The organism is Metamycoplasma auris 15026 (genome assembly GCF_000367765.1).
GTDB classification, from domain to species: Bacteria; Bacillota_I; Bacilli_A; order Mycoplasmatales; family Metamycoplasmataceae; genus Metamycoplasma; species Metamycoplasma auris_A.
In genome coordinates, this window is sequence record NZ_AORI01000004.1 from 1 (window position 1) to 21,483 (window position 21,483).

General features: G+C 27.1%; 18 protein-coding genes. 11 read left to right on the forward strand and 7 right to left on the reverse strand.

The genetic code is table 4. The features are described from left to right. The 6 genes from MAU_RS03610 to MAU_RS00635 all read left to right on the forward strand — a co-directional run. Positions 1–970 (forward strand): hypothetical protein (locus MAU_RS03610; RefSeq protein WP_052000274.1); only part of this gene is annotated, 970 nt, incomplete at its 5' end. 316 nt (positions 971–1,286) lie between these two features. After that, complete coding sequence (locus tag MAU_RS03365; RefSeq protein ID WP_004423523.1) at positions 1,287–2,582, forward strand: variable surface lipoprotein; 1,296 nt, start codon at positions 1,287–1,289, stop codon at positions 2,580–2,582. Between the two features lie 250 nt (positions 2,583–2,832). After that, entirely contained in the window at positions 2,833–3,600 is a 768-nt protein-coding gene (locus MAU_RS03370) for a variable surface lipoprotein (RefSeq protein WP_004423526.1), read from the forward strand. Positions 3,601–3,808: 208 nt separating this feature from the next. Continuing rightward, positions 3,809–4,858, forward strand: a complete 1,050-nt coding sequence (locus tag MAU_RS00625; RefSeq protein WP_004423530.1) for a variable surface lipoprotein — start codon at positions 3,809–3,811, stop codon at positions 4,856–4,858. Positions 4,859–5,351: 493 nt separating this feature from the next. Further along, positions 5,352–6,395, forward strand: coding sequence for a variable surface lipoprotein (locus MAU_RS00630; RefSeq protein WP_004423533.1), 1,044 nt, complete (start codon positions 5,352–5,354; stop codon positions 6,393–6,395). A 171-nt stretch (positions 6,396–6,566) separates the two neighbouring features. Beyond that, positions 6,567–7,172: a variable surface lipoprotein gene (locus tag MAU_RS00635; protein ID WP_004423536.1), complete on the forward strand. Its 606-nt coding sequence runs from the start codon at positions 6,567–6,569 to the stop codon at positions 7,170–7,172. Between the two features lie 130 nt (positions 7,173–7,302). Here MAU_RS00635 and MAU_RS00640 read toward each other — a convergent pair whose 3' ends face one another. After that, complete coding sequence (locus MAU_RS00640) at positions 7,303–7,899, reverse strand: DUF402 domain-containing protein (RefSeq protein ID WP_004423538.1); 597 nt, start codon at positions 7,897–7,899, stop codon at positions 7,303–7,305. Between the two features lie 158 nt (positions 7,900–8,057). Here MAU_RS00640 and trmB point away from each other — a divergent pair, with 158 nt between their 5' ends. Both trmB and gyrA read left to right on the forward strand, forming a co-directional pair. Further along, entirely contained in the window at positions 8,058–8,663 is a 606-nt protein-coding gene (gene trmB / locus MAU_RS00645; protein WP_004423539.1) for a tRNA (guanosine(46)-N7)-methyltransferase TrmB, read from the forward strand. 87 nt (positions 8,664–8,750) lie between these two features. Further along, entirely contained in the window at positions 8,751–11,504 is a 2,754-nt protein-coding gene (gyrA, locus tag MAU_RS00650) for a DNA gyrase subunit A (RefSeq protein WP_004423540.1), read from the forward strand. A 102-nt stretch (positions 11,505–11,606) separates the two neighbouring features. Here gyrA and MAU_RS00655 read toward each other — a convergent pair whose 3' ends face one another. The 6 genes from MAU_RS00655 to MAU_RS00680 form a co-directional block, all read right to left on the reverse strand. Continuing rightward, a complete protein-coding gene (locus tag MAU_RS00655) occupies positions 11,607–12,389 on the reverse strand; it encodes an ECF transporter S component (RefSeq protein WP_004423541.1) in 783 nt (260 codons plus the stop codon). Positions 12,390–12,540: 151 nt separating this feature from the next. Continuing rightward, positions 12,541–13,917, reverse strand: a complete 1,377-nt coding sequence (locus MAU_RS00660; protein ID WP_004423542.1) for a M17 family metallopeptidase — start codon at positions 13,915–13,917, stop codon at positions 12,541–12,543. A 27-nt stretch (positions 13,918–13,944) separates the two neighbouring features. Next, positions 13,945–15,309 (reverse strand): M17 family metallopeptidase, encoded by a 1,365-nt coding sequence (locus MAU_RS00665; RefSeq protein WP_004423543.1) that lies wholly within the window; start codon positions 15,307–15,309, stop codon positions 13,945–13,947. A gap of 123 nt (positions 15,310–15,432) precedes the next feature. After that, entirely contained in the window at positions 15,433–16,077 is a 645-nt protein-coding gene (locus MAU_RS00670) for a uracil-DNA glycosylase (RefSeq protein WP_004423544.1), read from the reverse strand. Further along, a complete protein-coding gene (locus MAU_RS00675; RefSeq protein ID WP_004423545.1) occupies positions 16,067–16,921 on the reverse strand; it encodes a methionyl-tRNA formyltransferase in 855 nt (284 codons plus the stop codon). Before MAU_RS00675 ends, MAU_RS00670 begins: the two co-directional genes overlap by 11 nt. 51 nt (positions 16,922–16,972) lie before the next feature. Continuing rightward, positions 16,973–19,057 (reverse strand): MYPU_1760 family metalloprotease, encoded by a 2,085-nt coding sequence (locus MAU_RS00680; protein ID WP_004423546.1) that lies wholly within the window; start codon positions 19,055–19,057, stop codon positions 16,973–16,975. 195 nt (positions 19,058–19,252) lie between these two features. Between MAU_RS00680 and rsmD the strand changes: the two genes are divergently transcribed. From rsmD to MAU_RS00695, 3 genes are all read left to right on the forward strand, one after another. Then, entirely contained in the window at positions 19,253–19,801 is a 549-nt protein-coding gene (gene rsmD, locus MAU_RS00685; protein WP_004423547.1) for a 16S rRNA (guanine(966)-N(2))-methyltransferase RsmD, read from the forward strand. Between the two features lie 72 nt (positions 19,802–19,873). Further along, positions 19,874–20,497, forward strand: a complete 624-nt coding sequence (gmk, locus tag MAU_RS00690) for a guanylate kinase (RefSeq protein ID WP_004423550.1) — start codon at positions 19,874–19,876, stop codon at positions 20,495–20,497. 97 nt (positions 20,498–20,594) lie between these two features. Then, positions 20,595–21,437, forward strand: coding sequence for a serine/threonine-protein kinase (locus MAU_RS00695; protein ID WP_004423552.1), 843 nt, complete (start codon positions 20,595–20,597; stop codon positions 21,435–21,437). The last annotated feature ends 46 nt before the right edge of the window (positions 21,438–21,483 follow it).

Genomic DNA, 21,483 nt, shown 5'->3' on the forward strand with positions numbered 1-21,483 from the left:
TGATGGCAAAAAAGCATTTGAAGCTGAAATTGCTAAATTAGAAAAACAAATTAAAGAAGATACTAACTTAAAACCAGAAGTTAAAAAGAAACTAGAAGAAATTCTTGAAGAAGCAAAAAAAGAAAAAGAAACACTAAAAACTTCTGATGAATTTAAAGAAGCAACTAAAAAATTGAATACTAAGGTTGAAGAAGCAAAGAAAAATACTAATCCTAATCCTGGAAACCAAAGTGGTGGACAAGGTGGAAATAATACTACACCAACAAAACCAGTTGATAAAAAACCTAAACCAAGTTTAGAAAAAGTAAGTGCTTGAAATGCTGCATTTAATTACAGTGTAACAGGAGAAGATATTGGTAGACGTTTACCAAATTCTTGAAAAGAAAAAAAAGAATATGATTTTTGAAAAAATCTAAATATTGATGCAATTATCAATTCTAGTGATGATAAAAAACCTGCCACTCCTCCAGCAACACCAATGCCACCTGCTAATAAACCTGCAGAAGAAGACACTAACCAAGCTGAAGTTGATAAAGTAGTAAAAGAATCAAAAGATATTCTTGTTTTAGGTAAAGAGGCAAAAGAAGCAATCGAAGAACTTAAAAAAGATACTGATAATAAAAAATATACCCTTTGATATGATAGAAACAATACAAAAATTGTTATGTCTGAAGGAACAAATCCTCCATTTGGTAGAAAGTTTCACGGTAAAAAATGAGAAATTTTTGATTTTGCTGAAAAGGTAAAAAATATTGGTAAAGACATCCAATTAGTAAACAGCACAGCACCAACCTTTAAAGTACAAAGAAATAACAAAGAATTTACTAACTTATCAAGCAAACTAGATTTCAAATTTGATGATAAAAAAGAAAATATAATAGTTGAATATAAAATTGGTAAATTTATAAAAGGCAAAGACCCTAAAGTATCTAAAGATAAAAATACATCAACAGTATCGTTAAAAAAATAATAATAGATATTATTAACTTTAGAAGATAACTAATAATAATCTTAACTAATAAACTGCTTGTAACACTGCATAAGCAGTTTATTTTTTGTTGTGTTGGCTTTCTTATAACAATCAAGATTCTTACTAAATACTCTCTTATTTTTCTTATTTTTACAAGTCCCAAATAAAGCCACATTTTCCTTTATTTTCATCTCAATTTAAGTTGAAAACTAAAAAAGTAAACATTTTTTTAAGTCAAATAATAAAATAATGTTAGAAAGAATAAATAAGAATAATAAAAAAGAATAAAAGGAAAACTAATAATATATAAAAAAATATGAAACGAAGTTTTAGATTTTTATTATTAAGCGCTACAATTGCAACAATTAGCATCCCTGTTTTAGCTGCTTCATGTGAAACAAAAGCACCCAAAGAAAAGAAGGAATTTGAAGCAGAAATAGCTAAAGTAGAAGAATCTATTAAGGACACTACTCTATCAGCTGGCAAAAAAGTGGAATTAGCAAAATTAGCCTCTGATGCGAAATTACAGTTAGATAAATTAAAAACCCAAGAAGATTTTAAAAAAGCATTAGAAGACTTAAAGCAAAAAGCTGACGAGATTAAAAATAAACAAGAAGAAAACAATGAAGGTAATGAAGGAAAAAAACCAGCTGAAATTAGTGAACTTGATGAAACTTCAAAGAAGCTAAAAGATATTTTAGTCTTATCAAATGATGGAAATAGAGATAAGTGATTAGCTTTATTAACTAAGAGTGAAAAAGATTATACTCTTTGATATGATAGAGATAATAAAAAGATTGTAATGGTAAAAGGAGAAAAACCTCCATTTGGATCTAATAAAGATGCTGAACAATGAGTTCTTTTTGAATTAAAAGATGATGCTAAAGGAATGTTAACTGATGGAAGACAATTAGTTAATGATAAAGAACCTACATATGAAGTAGCTAAAGGTGACAAAACATATACTAATCTATCAACAAAACTAAATTTTGGTATTGATAAACAATTAAATTCAAACAAGTTTGATATCTATATAAGATATAAAGTAGGTAAATTTATTAAAGATGCATCTCCATTAGTATCAACAGAATCAAATCAATCTAAAGTTTCTTTTGAAACTAAAGAATCTGAAGAAAGTACACCTTCTCCAAGTACACCTCCTTCATCTACTCCAACTCCAGATAGAGGCGATAGTTCAAGCCCTGCAATGAAATATAAGATGCCTGAGTTATATAAATTCTCTGAGGAAGGTAATCTATTTGAAGTAAAAGAAATTAAACAACTAAAAGAAGAACTTGAGAAAATATTAAAAGGTAAAAATCAAGGTTCATTAAGAATTGATAAGGGACTTATTAAAGCAACTAGGGATAAAAAATCAGAATTAAAGTTCTTAAAATTTAATCTAGCCCTAAAAAAATTCCCTAATGTTAATACTCATGGAAATACTACAGCTAATATAGGTTGAATATTTGGTAGTTCTAATAGAAAAGGAATATTTCTAAAAAAAGAAGATGATAATAAATACATTCTAAAATGAAAACTTCTTATTAAAGATGAAAATACAGTTTCAGATAGTGAAAAAGAATACAGTCAAATAATTGAAATAAAATAAATAATTTCGTCTACTTGTTTTCTAAATTTAGGGAACAAGTTTTCTTTGTTTTACTTTCATAAGACAAAACAAATAAACTTGCATGCAATATTCTATAAAGACTTAATTGTCACTTCCTTCAATTCAAAAATTGTAATTTTTTTATTAAAACAATCAAAAAGTTGTAATTGTTATTAAAATAAACAAAAATAATAGAAATTTAGAATCATAAAAAAATTAAGAAGGGAAATAACCTAATACTAAATAAACGATGAAAAAAAGTTTTAAGTTATTATTAGCAACAGCTGCTATTACAACAATCGCAACACCTCTTCTAGCTGCTTCTTGCAACACCAAAGAATTGCATGAAGAAATGCAAAAAAAAGATTCGTATAAGCAAACAAATAAAGACAATGATTCTTCTAGTACATTAAAAAGTGACAAAGATGGAAAAGATAAGAAAAATGAAAAAAATAGTGAAGAATCTAGTAGTGGTAAGCTAGTAACTCCAAAAATCCAACCTCAACCTGAGACAATTTCGCCTGCTGATGGACCTAAGGAAGAACAACCTAATGAAATGGATGAAGTTGTCAAAGATCTTAAAGATATACTTACATCTACTTTTGCACATGAAGATCTTGATGAATTAAAAAAATTCAAGAAGGATAGTAGTATTTATTCTCTTTGGTATGATAAAAATCAAAGAAACATAGTACTATTTAAAGGCAAAGAATCACCTTTTGAAGAAAAAAATAAAGAAGAAGAAAAATATGCAATATTTGGTCTAAGTGGAAATGCAAGTAAAATTAAAGGTGATATCCAATTAGTAAATGATAAGACTCCATCAATTAAAATGGATAAGGATGGCCATCAAACAGTTGTTTTGTCAAATCAATTAGACTTTAATATTTTTAAAAACGAAGAAAATGACAAATTTTATATTGAGGTTAAATATAAAGTTGCCAAATTCTTAAGTAGCGAAAATTCAATAATATCAACAAATTCAAATAGTTCGTCTCTTCTAGTAGAATTGAAATAATAAACTAAATAATTTACAAAAGTTCTTAATAGAATTGCTAATTCTAATTAATTAGGCTACCAAAAACTTTCAATATTAAGTGGTAGCTTATTTTTTATGTTCTTAGTCTGCTATGTTTTAAAAAAAAAGAAAAAACTTCATTTTTTTGCTATTAATAATAAAATTTGACATAAACAAGAAAATAATAAGAAAGTAAGGAAGTGAAATTATGAGAAAAGGTCTTAAATTTTTATTATTATTAGCTCCAATTACTACACTTGCTACACCTATTTTAGCTGCTTCATGTGATAAAAAAGAATCTAATCAAGAAAAAAACATCAAAGACGATTCGAAAGAAAAGAAAGAATTCAAAGAAAGAATAGAACAAGAAGAAGCGAACTTGAAAAGTAATCTAAGCCTAAGTGAAAAAGTTAAAAAAGAATTAGAAGCCTTAATTAAAGATGCAAAAGATAAGTTAGAAAAATCAATGAGTCCTAAGGAGTTTAATAAGACTAAAGAAGAATTTAATAAGAAGATTGAAGAGATAAAAAAAGAAGAAACAAAAAATAAGCCTGAAGTTCCAAAAAAACCTACTGACTCTGAATCAAACAATCAAGGTGGAGGGACTAATAAACCAGAAGGTAACTCAATGACACCTGGAGATGGTAAGGAACCAAAAGAAGAAAAAAAACCAGAAACTGAAGAATCTAATCCACCTGCAACTCCACCAACAATCCAACCTACTCCTCCTTCCGAAGCTATGCCAAGTGACCAACCTGGGAAAGAAGAGCATGAAGAGATAAATGAAAAAGATCTTACTGAACTTGATAAGATTGCTAAAGAATTAAATGATATTTTAATTAATGCTTCTGCTATCGAAGATTTAGAAGAGTTAAAGAAATTAAAAGATAATAGTTCAGCATATTCTCTTTGATATTCTTCTGTGGAAAGAAATATCTTGTTAGTCAAGGGTGATAAATCACCTTTTGCAAAGGATTTTGATAAAGATAATAAACTTGTACTATTTGCACTGCAAAAAGCAGATCAAATTAAAGACAATATACAATTAGTAAATGATAAAAATCCTATTATAGAAGTGAATGATGATGATAAAAAGCAAAAGCAATTATCAAATAAATTAGATTTTGATATTACTAAGAAAGAAAAAAATAAATTTGATATTACACTTAAATATAAAGTTGGAAAAAAACTTGGAAAAGAAATAGATCCAGAAGTATCAAAATTGTCAAATCAGTCAACTATAACAATAACTTTATAAATTAAAGATATAACTTATTGAATGCATCAAAAATAAACTGCCAAATACTTATCGTCATTGGTAGTTTATTTTATTAAAAAATTCTAATAATATAAATATAGATCTAATATTTCAATGCTTTCTTCTGCATATTTAAAAATTTTAATTTTCTTCAAATTCCAACTTAATTTATACCTTTTTTGTCAAATAAAACTATATTTCCATAATCTACAGCCTTCACTTGTGGAGTTTCTTTTTTTGATAAGAAATTTAACTTTCTAGTATGAGTATGAAGCTTATCAAAAGGATCTTATATAGATAATATTTTAGGCAATCATGTTATAAACATAAATCAACATTTTAATAATGACTAATTGCTTTTTCCTAATACTAATTTCGTAATTCTTTCATCAAAAAAAGTAAAAAAATTGCATTTAATATAAAATAGACAAAAAAAGAGAATTTTAGAATAACACAAAAAAACAAGAAGGGAAATAGCAAAAATTAATTTATTATGAAAAAAAGTTTTAAGTTATTATTAGCAACAGCTGCAATTACAACAATTGCAACACCTCTTCTAGCAGCATCATGCAACACAAAAGAATTACAAGAAAAACAAGCATTCAAAAGTTTAATTGATAAGATAGAAAAAGAAGTTAAAGATAATGCAACTCTAAAACAAGAAACTAAAGAACAAATAGATAAACTTCTTGGCGATGCCAAAAAGAAATTAGAGGATAAAGAAAAAGAAAATGATCCAAAATTCTTTAGTGAAGCAATATCCGAACTAAGCAATAAATATGATGAAATAAAGAAAAAAGATCCAGGAAATCAAGGCAATAAAGACAAAGATTCATCTACTCCATCAAAGAGTGAAAAAGATGGAAAAGGCGAAGACACTGGGAAAGAAAAGAAAGATGAGAAGAAGAACAAGGGTGAAGAAGGATCTGGTGCTGGTAAACCGGTAACTCCAGAAACAACTGACACACCACCTTCTACACCATCTACACCAAAACCACAACCTCAACCAATACCAAAATCTGAACGAGAACCTAAGCCTCCGGCTGATGAACCTAGAAAAGAAGAACCTAATGAAATGGATGAAGTTGTTAAAAATTTACAGGATATTTTTACTCCTTCATTTGCACAGGAAGATTTTGATGAATTAAGAAAATTTAAAACAGATAGTAGTAGTTATTCTCTATGATATGATAAGGATAAAAGAAATATAGTTCTAATTAAGGGTAGTGAATCACCTTTTGAAGAAAAAAATAAAGATAAAGATAACTATGCAATATTTGGTCTAGGTGGAAATGCAAGCCAAATTAAAAGTAATATCCAATTAGTAAATCATAATAAGCCTGCAACTATAACAAATAAAGATGGTCATGAAATAGTAACTTTGTCAAATAAACTAGATTTTAGAATTTTAAAAGATGAAGGAAACGATAAGTTTTATATTGAAATTAATTATAGAGTTGCTAAATTTCTAAACAATGAAACTTCAATAATATCAACAACATATAACAAATCAAGAATTTTAGTAGAATTAAAATAACAAGAAAAATAACCAAATAATACTAAACTATCAAACTGCAATTGTTTGGTAGTTTTCTTCTTAATTTAAGAGGCTTTTAATAAAAATTAGAAGTAAAATTAAAGAGTAGAAATTACAAAAAAGAATAAGATAGAAAGATAAATAAGGAAAATAAAAAAATTAAAAGTTAAGATGAAAAAGAGTACTAAGTTTTTATTAGCTTTAGGAAGCATTAGTTCCTTAGTAACATTACCTCTTATTGCTGCAAAATGCAATAAGACTGAAGAAAAAAAAGATGATAGCACTAACAAAACAGATAACACTGGTAACAAGACCGATGGATCTTCGGAAAATACAACTGAAACTAGCGATGTAAATTCAATTGTTAAAGATTTAAAAGATATCCTTGTTTTAGTCAAAAGTGAACAAGTCAAAAAAGTACTAGAAGAATTTAAGAAAGATAGCAAAAGTTATAGTCTTTGATATGATAGAAAATCAAAGAACATAGTTATAACAAAAGGAAACCACGCTCCATTTGGAAGAAACTTCAGTGGTGAAAAATGAGATCTTTTTGAACTTAATGACAAAGGAAGTAAAATTGATGGTAATTTTCAATTAGTTAATGATGAAAAACCAATATTTAAGGAAAATAAATTATCTGGCCAATTAAACTTCACTTTTGATTCTAATACTCAAAATATAACAATTAAATACAAAGTTGGAGAATTTAAAGGGAAAGATAATACTCCAGAAGTTTCAGAAAAAGCTAATGAATCAACCATATCACTAAAAGACTAATTTCATTTGATTTAAAAATAAACCACCTGTGATAAAAAAACAGGTAGTTTATTTATTTCATTAGTTTTTTAGAATCTAAACCTAAATATAAAAGACTTATTATGTTCTTTAGATATATAAATTAAATAATCTACAAATCTCCCTTTTCACGCAAAATCTTTTTAATGTCACTAATAAAGGATTTAGCAAAAATACCTTCTTTGTTTTTTCTTTTTTTCTCAAGGACATCAAGTTCATTATAAATTTTGTAAATAAGTTTTAGTGGATATCGAAAATCAGTGATTGATTTTTTAAAATCATGTCAATCAACGACATTGAAATCATCTTGCCCATAACATTTGATATCTAAATCAAAGTCAATGTATTTAATAATTTCATTTTCAATGAAAAAAGGACTTGCAAGATTGATATAGATATTATTTTGGTCATTGCTATTTAGTGTAATCATTGCATTGTAAAAATGTTTTTTAGAAAAAACAAACAACATTGGTGTTGAAACAATTCAGTTAATATTTATTTCTTGTACTTTAGTTTTCATTAATAGAACAACAACGAATTCGTCCCAATTAGCAATGATTTTGCAACCTTCATATTGCCGATAAAGTGTGCCATCGTATTTAAAAGCTTGGATGGTTGTGATTTGGCCTAACTGAAAGAATTCTTGTTTTTTGTTTATTTTAAATTGTTGTAATGTGTCATGAAAACTCTTATTTTGATTAGAATTCATGTGCCACCATATTAGAAATTTTTAAATTAAGTATTACATTTATATAAGAAATTAAATAGATATTTAATTAATTATCAATTCAATTATAAACAATATAAATGAGTTTTTGGAAAATGATTTTTTATTCTTTATAAGACCTTAAGATACAATTATTATTTATGAGACTTAGATTTAATAAAGAAGCTGAAGGAAGACTAAAAAACTCATCTTTTTGTATCAATGAATTTCCTTATAAGTTATCTTCTAATAGTGTTCTAGAAATAGGTATGGGCAAAGGAAAAATGCTTTCTGAATTAGCTTTGTTGCATCCTGAAATTTCTTATATTGGTCTAGAAAAATATTCAACTCCAGCCTTAAGTGCCCTAAAAAAGATTGAAGATAAGCAACTTACAAATATGAAAATTCTTCTAGGTGATGCAGCAAAACTCTCTGAATATTTTTTAAATAAAATTAAAGTTATTTGACTAACTTTTAGTGATCCATGACCAAAAAAACGCCATTATAAAAGAAGGTTACTATATAAAACTTTTTTAGAACAATATAAAAATCTTCTTGACAAAGATGGAGTTGTTTATTTTAAAAGTGATAATGAACAACTTTATTATTTTGGTCTTGAACAACTAAAAGAATTTAATGCCAAAATAATTTATCAAACAGAAGACTTCCATCATTGTGATTTTCCAATTGAAAATATTCTAACTGATTACGAAAAAAAATTTAAAGAACAAAATAAAAACATTTATTTTATTGCTTTTAAATTTTAGTTTTATAGTATGGCTAATATGCCATACGAATTTTTTATATTTGTTTTTGGTATAATATATTACTAAGTAATATATTAGGAGTTTAATATGTTGTTAGACGATGAAAAAAATCTTGAAGAAGAAAAAAAACAACAGTCGCAGTTAGATGAAGATGAGTACTATGTTGCTGATGATGAAATCAAACGTGTTTTTTTAGATGAAAGCAAGAATAATATTGAAGAAGAGGAAGATGAAGAAGAATATATTCCTCAAAATAAAGATGACTATGTTGTACAAAGTCAAATTCTAGATAATGAAATTAATGGATTGAGACCTGCTGATTTAGCAACGGTGATGAAAAGTTCATTTTTAGAATATGCAATGAGCGTTATTGTTTCAAGAGCACTTCCTGATGCAAGAGATGGATTAAAACCAGTACACCGTCGTATTCTATATGGAATGAGTGAACTAGGAATGTTTCATAATGTACAACATAAAAAATCAGCACGGATTGTTGGGGACGTTTTAGGGAAATATCATCCACATGGAGATAGTTCTGTTTATGAAGCCATGGTAAGAATGGCGCAAGATTTTTCACTTCGTTATCCTTTAATTGATGGACATGGTAACTTTGGTTCTATTGATGGGGATTCTGCTGCTGCAATGCGTTATACAGAAGCTAGAATGTCCAAAATTGCCAGTGCAATGGTTGATGGTATAAAAAAGAATACAGTTGATTTTGTTGATAACTATGACGGAAGTGAAAAAGAGCCAGTCGTACTTCCTGCAAGATTTCCTAATTTATTAGTTTCAGGTTCTTATGGAATTGCTGTTGGGATGGCAACTAGTATTCCACCACACAATTTAAATGAAGTTATTGATGGAGTTTGTGCGCTAGCAAAAAATCCAGAGATTACAATTGCGCAGTTAATGGAATATATTAAAGCTCCTGATTTTCCAACAGGTGGAATTATTTTTGATAAAGAAGGACTAATTAGAGCTTATGAAACAGGAGTTGGCCGTGTAACAATTCGTTCCAAAGCAACCATTCAAGAACTAAAAAATGGCAAAGCAAAAATTATTATTACTGAAATTCCTTATGGCAAAAATAAATCTGTTTTAATTGAAAGCATCGGTAATCTAATTAAGGATAAAAAAATTGAAGGAATTTCTGATTTTAGAGATGAATCCAACCGTGATGGAATAAGAATTGTTATTGAAGTTAAGAAGAATTTTGTTCCAGAAGTAATTCTTAATAAACTATTTAAATTAAGTGAATTCCAAACTCGTTTTTCATTTAATATGGTAGCCTTAGTTAACAATGAGCCCCAAAAACTCAATCTAAAAAGTGCCTTGCAAGTTTATTTAGATCACCAAATTAATGTTGTGACTAGAAGATTACAATTTGATTTAGATAAAGATTTAGCTAGAGCTCATATTCTTGAAGGTCTAAAAATCTGTGTAGAAAACATTGATGAAGTTATTGCAATTATAAGACACTCCAAAAATGATGCTGAAGCCCAAGAAATTTTAGGCAAAAAATTCAATCTAACTGAAATTCAAACAAAAGCAATTGTTGACATGCGTCTAGGAAGACTAACAGGACTTGCAATTGAAAAAATGAATGAAGAATTAGATTTAGTTCACCAAAGAATAGAAGAGTACCAAAAAATCTTAGCTAACAAAGATCTTTTAATTGATCTAATTATCAAAGAGTTACAAGAAATTAAGCAAACTTATGGCGATGAAAGAAAATCTGAAATTAATTGACAAGAAATTTCAGATATTAATAACGAAGATTTAATTCCAAGAAAAGATGTTGTGATTACTATAACAAGAAATGGTTATCTAAAAAGAATGGATATTGAAGAATATAAAGAACAATCACGTGGTGGCATTGGAGTTTCGACAACTAAAATGTACCAAGATGATGATATTCAAGATATTTTAGTTGCCAATACACATACAGATTTATTAATTCTTACAACAAATGCAAGAGTATACCGTTTAAGAGGCTATGAAATTCCAATTGGTACCAAACAATCTAAAGGAATTCCTGTAATTAATATTATTGGCACTTTAGGAGAAGATGAAAAAATTATAAAAATCTTAAGTGTTGATGATAATGATTATGAAAAGAAAAAATTCTTATTAACAGCAACTAAAAATGGAATTATTAAAAAAACGCATTTATCTCAATATAAATTAATTAATAAAAATGGTAAATATGCTTTCGGGCTAAAAGAAAATGATGAACTTGTTGATGCTATTGTTGCTTTTGATGATGAAGAAATTTATCTAGCAGCAAGCAACAATAAAATCTGTAGATTTGATATCAAAGATATTAATCCAATGGGAAGAATGGCAGCTGGTGTTATTGGAATTAAGTTAGAGCAAAACGAAAAAGTAGTTTCCATTTCTTCTTCTTCCGAAGGTAAGTACATTTTTAGTTTAGGAACAAATGGTTTTGGAAAATTAAGCTTAGCTGAAACTTTTAGAAAAACAAAAAGAAATTCAAGGGGTGTTATTGCTCTTAATGAAACTAAAGCTGGTGAACTTATTTATTCAGGAGCAGTTTGAGGTAATGAAGATATGATTGTGATGACAGATGATGGCATCAGCATTCGTTTCTCATTAAAAGAAGTAAGCATTATTGGAAGAAATGCAAAAGGTGTTAAGCTTGTAAATCTTAAGAAAAGAAATGCCCAAATTGTTGCTGTTGCAAAAGTACACAATCAAACAAAAAACAAAGATTCTAGAGAATTAACTGAAAATGAATTAAAGGGTATAGAAGAAGATAATTCTTTCGAAGAAAATATCCCATCTGAAACTGAAGAAAAAATCGAAACACAAGAAATATAAAAGAAAAGTTTATTGGTATTATTCCAATAACTTTTTTATTTTTTTAGGTTTTTCTTAACGAAAAAAAGCATAAAAAAACACCTTTTTAACAAAGGTGAATTTTTAATATGTAGCTATTTTTCTTGATTCATAAAGAACTTTATTTCTTACAATAGTTAATACTGGGTAAATGTGAAATATTATAATTGTATAAATTGGAATTTCTAGTAAGCCTTTAAAAACAATTGGAATCATAAATCTTACATATCATTCTGAAACTTTTCAGTTAGCATTTCTATAACGGTTACGATATGTTATATAAGCATATGGTCCTCATAATCATCTAACAATAACTAAAATAACAAAAACAGTTATTAGGATGTTAAAGAACAAAGATACTGCATATTTTCTTTTGTAATCATAGGTTTTAAAATAAATAACTAGTAGAACAAATGTAGTAATTCAAATACTACTGAAACCAAATGCAGAAATACCTGCAACAATGTTTAAAGGAATTTTCTTTTTTAGTGATGTAGCTCCTTCACTAGTAGGAAGCTTGTTATAGTTAGCAATAACAACACCAATAAAAATTCCTGTTACTACTAAAAGGAATGCAATTCCAAAAAATCATGTGCTTGATTGATCCTTGGAAAAAAGTCTCATAAGAAATCCAGTTAGAAATGGAATGACAACTAGAACAATCGCATACTCAAGCATCCAAGTTCCAATTCCTCGAAACAAGATATTTACAAAAACGTCACTTATAAAACCAAGTAAAGCACCTTTTCAAGGACCTAATACAAGTCCAAAAATAACTGCAAGTGCATATGTAGGAGTGATATGAAAAACACCTTTAAAAGCATATTTTTCAAGAGCATGAGCAATAATATAAAGAGCTAAAAACACTCCAAAAAGCGCAATTTCATAAACTGTTAATCGGTAGGATTTTGTTTTAATATTCCGATTAACATTATAGATTCATTTTATAAAGAAATCAAATACCTCTTTTTATTAAAATTTAAAATTTAACTTTTAAATTGTAATACTTTTTTAGTTATTAACTAATCAATAATTCAGAAATTGTTTTAACCATTGCAAACATAGGTTTTTCATTGATATCAGCAGTTCCGGCAATATCAAAATGAATATATTCAACATTGTTAGTAAATTCTTTTAGAAACATTGCAGCTGATGAAGAACCAGCATTACCACTGAAATCAGTATTCTTTAAATCAGCAACAATGGAACCTTTAATATACTCTGCAAAATCATTATCAAATGGCATTCTTCAAACTAATTCATGTTGAGTTTCAGCTGCCTTTTTAACATCTTCTCAACCTTTGTCAGTTGTAGATCAAACACCTGTGTAAGTTTCACCTAAAGCCATAATCATAGCGCCAGTTAAAGTTGCTACGTCAATTAATCTAGTGGCTTTTAGTATCTCTGCGCCATAGTATAAACCGTCCGCCATAACTAAACGACCTTCAGCATCAGTGTTATTAACTTCTACACTTTTTCCACTCATTGAAATTCAAACGGAATCAGGAGTAGAAGCATCACCATTCACTCTGTTGTCAGTGATACACATAATTGCGGCTATATTTTTCTTTGGTTTGAATGTCGCAACGCTTTTCATAACAGCAGCTACAATAGCAGCTCCGCTCATGTCATATTTCATGCCATTCATGTTACGCCCAGTTTTAATGTTATAGCCACCTGAATCAAAAGTGATACCTTTTCCAATTAAAGCTGTTTTTTCATCTGAATCTGGGTCACCATTGTATTCAATCACAACAACTCTAGGTTCATAAGTAGAACCTCGATTAACTGATAAAAGAAGTCCCATTTTTAACTCTTCAATAGCTTTTTTATCTAGAAGAGTAATTTTTAGATTGTCATATTTTGATAATTCTTCATATGCTAATGAACCTAATAATTCGGAGTTTAGGATATTTGGAGGAGTAGCTCCTAAATTTCTAGCTCAATTTTGTGCTTCCATTAAAACTACTGCTTTTTTAACTGTATCTAAAAGCATCATTGGTGGATTTTCAAATAGTAGTGAAATGTTGTTTTTGTTTTCTTTTTTGTAAACTGTTTTTTTGTTATAAATATCTGCGGCAACAAAATTAATTCCTTTAATGAAAGCATCAGTTGTATGGAATTCACAAATTTTTTCATCAGATTTGAAAGTTTTAAGGTCAACTTGGTAGTCTCTTGCTGCAGTTTTTGCTAAATGCATTGCAAAATCATACATTTTATCAAAATTGATTTTGTCTCTTTCTCCCATGTAAACATAGGAAACTTTTTCATTTAAGAAATCAGTAATTGCAAATTCATTTTCAACAACATTAGTAGGAATTTCGTCATTTTTATAAACTGCTTTTAGTAAAAAAGCATCATTACGTTTTGTGTCTAATTCTTTAATTAATTGCATCTTTTATTATTCCTTTCAATCTAAATGTTATTTTTGTTTAGCTAATTCAACTAATGTAGAAACTAATATACCAAATCCCATACCTTTGTCATCCGATGTTCCAGCAATGTCACAGTGAATGAAATCAACATTGTTAGTAAATTCATTTAGAAACATAGCTGCGGAGTTGGAATCTGCTTTGGAGGCACTGTTGTAGTTGCATAAATCAGCTACTAAAGAAGCTTTGTTAGTTTTACCAAAGTCTTTATGCATTGGTAGTCTTCAAACTTTTTCGTGCGCAATGTCAGCAGCATTTTTAAATGCTTCTCATCCTGCATCATTTGTTGCATAAATACCTGAAAAAGTTTTACCAAGAGCTCTAATCATTGCCCCAGTTAAAGTGGCAACATCAACAATTAAAGAAGCTTTTAGGATTTTGGAAGCATAGTAAATTCCATCAGCTAAAACCAAACGGCCTTCGGCATCAGTGTCAGTTATTTCAACACTTTTTCCACTCATTGAAATTACTACTGATTCAGGAACTGTTCCATGTGTATCAATAGCATTATCAGTTAGCATCATTATAGCTGCTACATTTGTTTTTAGTTTAAGTTGGGCAATTGCTTTGATTGCATATGCAACAATTGCACTACCACTCATATCGAATTTCATACCTTCCATATGGTAGCCTTTTGTGTTATATCCACCAGTATCAAAAGTAATACCTTTTCCAACATAAACACTTTTTTCTTTTGATTTTTTATTACCGTTGTATTCAATAACAACAACTCTAGGTTCATAAGAAGATCCTGCATTAACTGCAAGCAATAGTCCCATTCCTAGTTTTGTAATTTCTTCTTTGTTTAAGATTTTGACACTTAAATCTTTAATGTTGGCAAAATCTTTTTCAATGTAGTTAGCAATTCATTCACTAGTAGCAATGTTAGGTGGAGTAATTTGTAAATTACGAGCGCCTGAAACATTTTTAGAAATAATTAATAATTCACTAACAAAGCCTTTGTAGCTTTCATCTTCTAAATATAAAGATAATTTTATTTTTTTGTCTTCTTCTTTTTCTTTCTTTTTTGCTGAATATAAATTTGCATCAAAGAAAACCATTCTTGTAATGAATGCTCTTAAAACTTCTTTTTTATCTAAAAAAGGAAGTGAGGCAAATGATTCAATATCAATTTGGTAATTTCTTCTTTTTAAATTAATGATATAGTCCACAATTTTTAAAAAAGAATAGTAATCATTAACTTCTTTAGATAAATAAATGTAAGCAACATTTTCATCAAATTTTTCAGTAATGTTTTTATGTGTCATTGCTATGCAAGAACAAAATTGTTCTCCTTCATAGGCAACTTTTAATAACATATCTTCATTACGTTTTGTTGAGTAATTTGAAATCATTAAAAATCCTTTCATTTGTTATTTTTCAACTCATTTTAATAGTAAAAAAATACTATATTTATAGTATTTATATATTATAAACTTTCTAATAAATAAAGAAATAAAAGGTTATAAATTAGTTTTCTAGTATGTATTCCAATCAATGGGTTCTTTACTTAAACTTATTAATTTGTCATTGATTTTCTTAAAAACAAATGAATGAAAAAATCCTTTTTTAGATGAAAGAGGAGAAGGGTGTGCAGTGCAAAAAACTAAGTCATTTTTAATATTTAGATCTTTAATGAAATTTTGTGCTTGTTTGCCCATTGCTAGAAATAGAATTTCGTTATTTGATTCCAATAATGTCTTTAAAAGATTAGTATTAAAGATTTCTCAACCTATATTTTTATGGGCTAAAGAAAAACCTTCTTTAGTAGTTAAAATATAGTTAAGGAGTAAGATTCCTTGTTTTTTCCAGTCTTGTAAACTGTTACTTGAAAAAATAGAATTTGGATAGCAATTTTTAATCTCAGCAAATATATTAGCTAAGGATTTAGGAGTTTTTTTATTATTTGATGAAAAACAAAGGCCATCAGCATTTTTTAAAGAAGGATAGGGATCTTGTCCAATAATTACAAGTTTAAGATTATTAAAATCAAGGTTATTAAAGCATTCAAAAACTAAGTTTCTTGAAGGAACCAGGTCTTTTTGGTTTAAGAGATTTTCAATATTTTTTCAATATGGAAGATTTGTTTGGACTTTTAAAAACTCCTTAAAATTAAACTTCATGTAATACTCTTTTTTTACCTTCAAATTGGTATTCAATTAAGTATAAAAAACCATCAGAAAAAGCAATTTTTAAAGGAGTTTTTATTTTTTCTTGCGTAGCACGATAGATTTTTAATCTTTTATTGTTATGTATAATAAAAGCCCCAGGTTGGTCATTAAATGCTCTTATTTTATTAAGAGCTTCATTTGTTTTCATTTCATTAAATAACTGAGCATCTTCATTTTTTATTTTCGAAGCAAAAGTTACTAAACTTTCATCCTGAATTCTTCTTTTGTAATTGCCATTATAAATATCAAAAATTCAATCTCCAATTACTCTGGAAGTTTGTTCTGCAAGTCTAGAAAAAAGATCAAGTGCTGTATCTTCTTTTTTAATTCCAATTTTAAATTCTTTTAGAATATCGCCAGCATCCATCTTGTCAACCATTTCAATTAAAGTAATACCTGTTTCTTTTTCATCATTTAAAAGAGCATGTTGAATAGGAGCTGCTCCTCTGTATTTTTCTAAAATGCTTCCATGCACATTTAAAGGAAGAATTTTTGGTAATTTTAAAATACTTGTTGGAATTAATTGTCCAAAAGCAGCAGTCATAAAAAAATCAAATTCAAGTGCACTTAATTCTTCATAAATTTCTTTTGTTTTGTTAGGTTGAAATAGTTTGATATTGAATTCATTTGCAAGGGAGGCAACAGGAGTTAAAAGGATATTTTTATTACGGTCAAATTCTTTGTTTGGTTGAGAAATTAAGGCAACTACTTCAAATCTTGGGTCCTTAATTAATGATAAGAAAATTGTTTTTGAAAAATTGCCTGTTCCAGCTAAAACTAATCTTATTTTTTTCATAAAAAAAATTATAAAACAAATTAAAAAAGCTAGGAAAACCTAGCTTAATAATTAATAGTCTTCAATAGAATAGTAGTATTTATTTTCTTTTTTATCTTCATTGATTTTAAATCATTGATATCTAGCAGAAGGATTTAGGAAGTTGCTGCGGAATGTTGTTGTTTTTCTTTGGTTATTTGCTGCAAACTTATAGAAATTAGATCCAATATTATTTTGAAAATTATCATTTAGTAATGAAAAAACTTCTTGTTCATCATCTTCATTTTGCTTTTCAAACTTATTATCGTTGTTCTTATCAATTCAAAGTCTTATATCAAATTGTTTGTTTTTAAATTTGCGAGTTAGTTCTGAGTAGTCAAGATTTTTTGTGTAATATGAAACATATTGATAATCATCATTATTTGGATAAATTCATTTTTCACTATGATAATTTTTTTTGTTTTCTTCTTCATTATGATAACGATAAATTGAATTTCAGTTTTTCTTAGTTACAAAATTAAAGGATTGAAAATCAAAAGTAACTTCTAAATAGTTTTTTTCATTATTTTTTTCTACTAAAAGTAATTTAGGATTTAATTCGTTTAGTTTTTCAAGGAATTCAGCTCTATTGAATTTTGGTTTTATATTTGAAAGATTTAAATTATTTTTATTATCTAAGTTAGGTTTATCAAAGAAATCCTTTTTAATTTGGAAATAGCCGCCGAAGTTTAGTTGATTATCTAGACTAAAAGGCTTGAAGTTTAAATTAGCAAAACTAATTAATTCTCGATATCCCATTAGATCAATATAAGATTGAAATAGACCTCTTTGAAATTTATTTCCTGCATTTAAAAAAGGTTTATTAATTAATCTTGGGTCTTCATATTTAACATTTGAAACAAAGTTTTCAATTTGTTCTTTGAATACTCAATTAGGAGCAAAAGTTACTAATTCATTGCTTTTTGAAATACTAATATTTTTTAGAATATCAACACCAGCAGCACTAAAGACTAGATCCTTATGGTTATCTTTTAAGAAATAAAAGTAGTTATTAAACAAAACTCTTGGATCATAGAATCAATCATTTGGGCCTAGTGATAATTTGATTAATTCTCTTGGGATTAATTCCACAAATGAATATAGATATCTAAGTTGTTTAAGGTTAGTTGGATTAGCAAAAGCAATTGGAATATCTTTGTTGTTATTAAAGAAATAAAAATTGGAATTTAGAATTTTATATCTTTGTTTTTCTTCTTCAGTTAAATTTGCATAGTTAGCTACTTTAAATAAATCATTAGCACTAAAGTCTTTGTATACTGGGATCGCTTTTTCTATGTAATTAAAATCGTTTGAATTTCTTAGATATATGTTTTTTTCGGTATCCTTAATTTCATGATAGTGTAGATTATTTCTAAAGTCAGTTAGAAACTTTTTGTTGTTAATTTCTTTTTTAACTGTGACATCTCTTCCAAAACCATGATTATGTGGATCACTATAACTTACTAAGGAATTATCTGATAGAGGATCATTTTCCTTTAGAACTTTATTATATGAATTATCAATATGATGCGTGTATTCATGCATAATAGTTCCAAAGATATATTCAACTCTTTTAGCAATGATGAATTTCTTAAAATCATTATTTCTATATCTTGATAGAGATTGAATATTATCTTGCAGCAGACTTCTAATTGGAATATAAATCTCTTGAGTTGCAGGAAGATATATACCATTAGCATTTAAATCTAAATCAGCATTAAATGTATCATTTATTCTTATTGCTTTTAGATAATTAATTTCAGGTCCAAAAAGTGCTCTTTCCTTAAACATTGTATTAAGCAAAGACATTCCAAGTTCACCAAGGAAATATTCTTTTTTATTATTAGCAGTTAAATAAGGCTTTTCAATAATTGTAAGATTACCAATCTTAAATGAATGATTTTGTCCTTCTTTACGATTAAAAATCAATTCGTCTTTATTGTTTTTTTCAATAACAATATGCGACTCATAATTGGAATCATCAATCTTAGCATATGTGACTTTTAGAAATCTATATGTAAGATAGCCAATGCCACCAAGAATACCAAAGGAAAAAATTGCTAGCAAAAGCGACAATCAAAGAAATTTAGAAACATGACGTTGTTTTTTTTCTTTCATAATGCAATTGATTCCTTTCGTTTAATTTAAGTTTGATATGAAGATAATATTTTAATATTAAATTTAAAAAAATTTAAGATTATGAAACTTAAGTCTTGTTAATTTTTTAGTTTACTTTATTAATTATTCTAGTACTTTAAATGATGTTGTTGCTTCTTATTTTAATAATTTTTTAGTAACTATATAATTTAGTGTATGTTAAGAATTATTTCAGGGAAATACCGTTCAAGAATCCTAAAACAACCAAATAAACAAACAACAAGACCGACCCTAGATCGCGCCAGGGAAGCAATTTTTTCTTCCATTCAATTTGATATTGAAAATAAGGAATTTTTAGATTTATTTTCAGGCTCTGGTTCTTTTTGTTTAGAAGCGCTTTCGCGGGGAGCTAAAAAAGCAATTAGTGTTGAAAAAGATTTAGAAGCTTACAAAATAATTTGCCAAAATAAAAATAATTTAAAAGAAAATAATCTTGAAGTTTATAACATTGATGCGCTTACTTTTTTAAAAAGAAATTTAGATAAGAAATTTGATTTTGTTTATTTAGATCCGCCATTTGTCCAAAAAAAACTTTTAGTTGAATGTCTTGATATGCTTACAAGTAATTCTATGCTTAAAAAAGAAGGCAAAATAATTATTGAAACAGACTGAAAAGATTTTAATTATTCAAATAATGATTTTCTTATTTCAAAAGTAAAAAAATATGGCAAAATTTGTATATATTTTATAGAAAAGATATCTTAAATCTTTCTTATTTCTAATATTTTAGCAATTTTAGTGCTTTAATTGATATACACAAAAAAAGGAGGAAGCAAAATGAACAAAAAAATTATTATATTTTCAGGCCCAAGTGCAGTTGGAAAAGGCACAATTGAAAAGTCTTTGTTTGCAAATAAAGACTTAAAATTAAAACTTTCAGTTTCAGCAACTACGAGAGAAAAAAGAGAAGGTGAAATTGATGGTGTACATTATTATTTTGTGCCTTTTGATATTTTTGAAACCTTTATTAAAGAAGAGAAGTTTTTAGAATATTCAAAGCACTTTGATAATTACTATGGTACTTTAAAGTCTGAAATTCAAAATATTGCTACATTTAGAAAAATTCCTTTTATTGAAATTGAAACAAACGGTGCAAAGCAAATCATTGATATGTATAAAAAAGAAAATAAAGAAGCAGAAATTTGTTCAATTTTCTTAATGCCTCCTTCAATGGCAGAATTGCGTCGTCGTATGCAAGAGCGCAACACTGAATCAGAAAATTCTGTTTTTAAAAGATTAGATAAAGCAAAAGAAGAAATTGAGTTATCTTATATGTTTGAACATGTTATTGTCAATTATTCAATTGATGATACAGTTGCGCAAATTGAAAAAATTATTAAAGAAAATTTCAACCATATCATTAATGATAAAGAAGAAATTAAAGCTGAAAGAAAAGCTTAAATTTAAAAATAAATTTCTTAAATGAACATCAATAAAAGGTGTTCATTTTATTTATATAATTTAAATAAATTAGATTTTTATATCAAGGATTTAGGCAATGTTAGAAAAATTAGATGGTTATATAAATGTCAATAAACATTTTAAGAATTTCTTTTTAATTGCAAACACAAATTCATTTCTAATTTATTCTTGCATTTATAAAAAAAATGAAAAAAAAGTAGTTATAAAAATACTTAAAAAAAATAAATTAAATAACAAAGAAGAAATACAAAAATTTAAACAAGAATGTCTTTTTTTGCAAGAAATTAAGTCAAAAAATATAGTTAAGATAATTGGCTATTTTTTAGGACAAGATGAACTTTATTATGCCATGGAATTAATTGAAGGACAAACTCTAAGAAGCCTAATTAAAAATCAAAATCTAAACCTTTTTTTAATTATTAAAATTGCTATTGAAATTTGTGAAGGATTAAAAGATATCCATAATAAAAATATCATTCATCGTGACTTAAAACCAAGTAACATCATGATTGATTTGAATCAAGAAACTCTTAAGATTATTGATTTTTCAATTTCAATAAAAGAAGGAAGCAAAATATCTAACATTCCAAACAAAATAACAGGCTCAATTCACTATTTGGCACCTGAATTAATTTTGCAAGCAAAAACCATTACCAAACAAGTTGATATTTATGCTTTTGGAATTATTTTGTTTGAAATGATTAACCAAAAAACACCTTTTTATTCTAATGATTATAAAGAAATTATGCTATGCCAAGTTAATAAAGAAATTCCTAAAATTTCTAATCTAGAAAATCCAATTTTAAATAAATTACAAAAGATTATTGATAAGTGTACAAAGAAAAATCCAGCTCAAAGATATGAAAATGTCAATTTGATTTTAAAAGATCTAAATGCATGTTTGAATACTAAAAATTAATGATAGTAATTTATTAGATAACATAATAAAGATAACAACTATAATA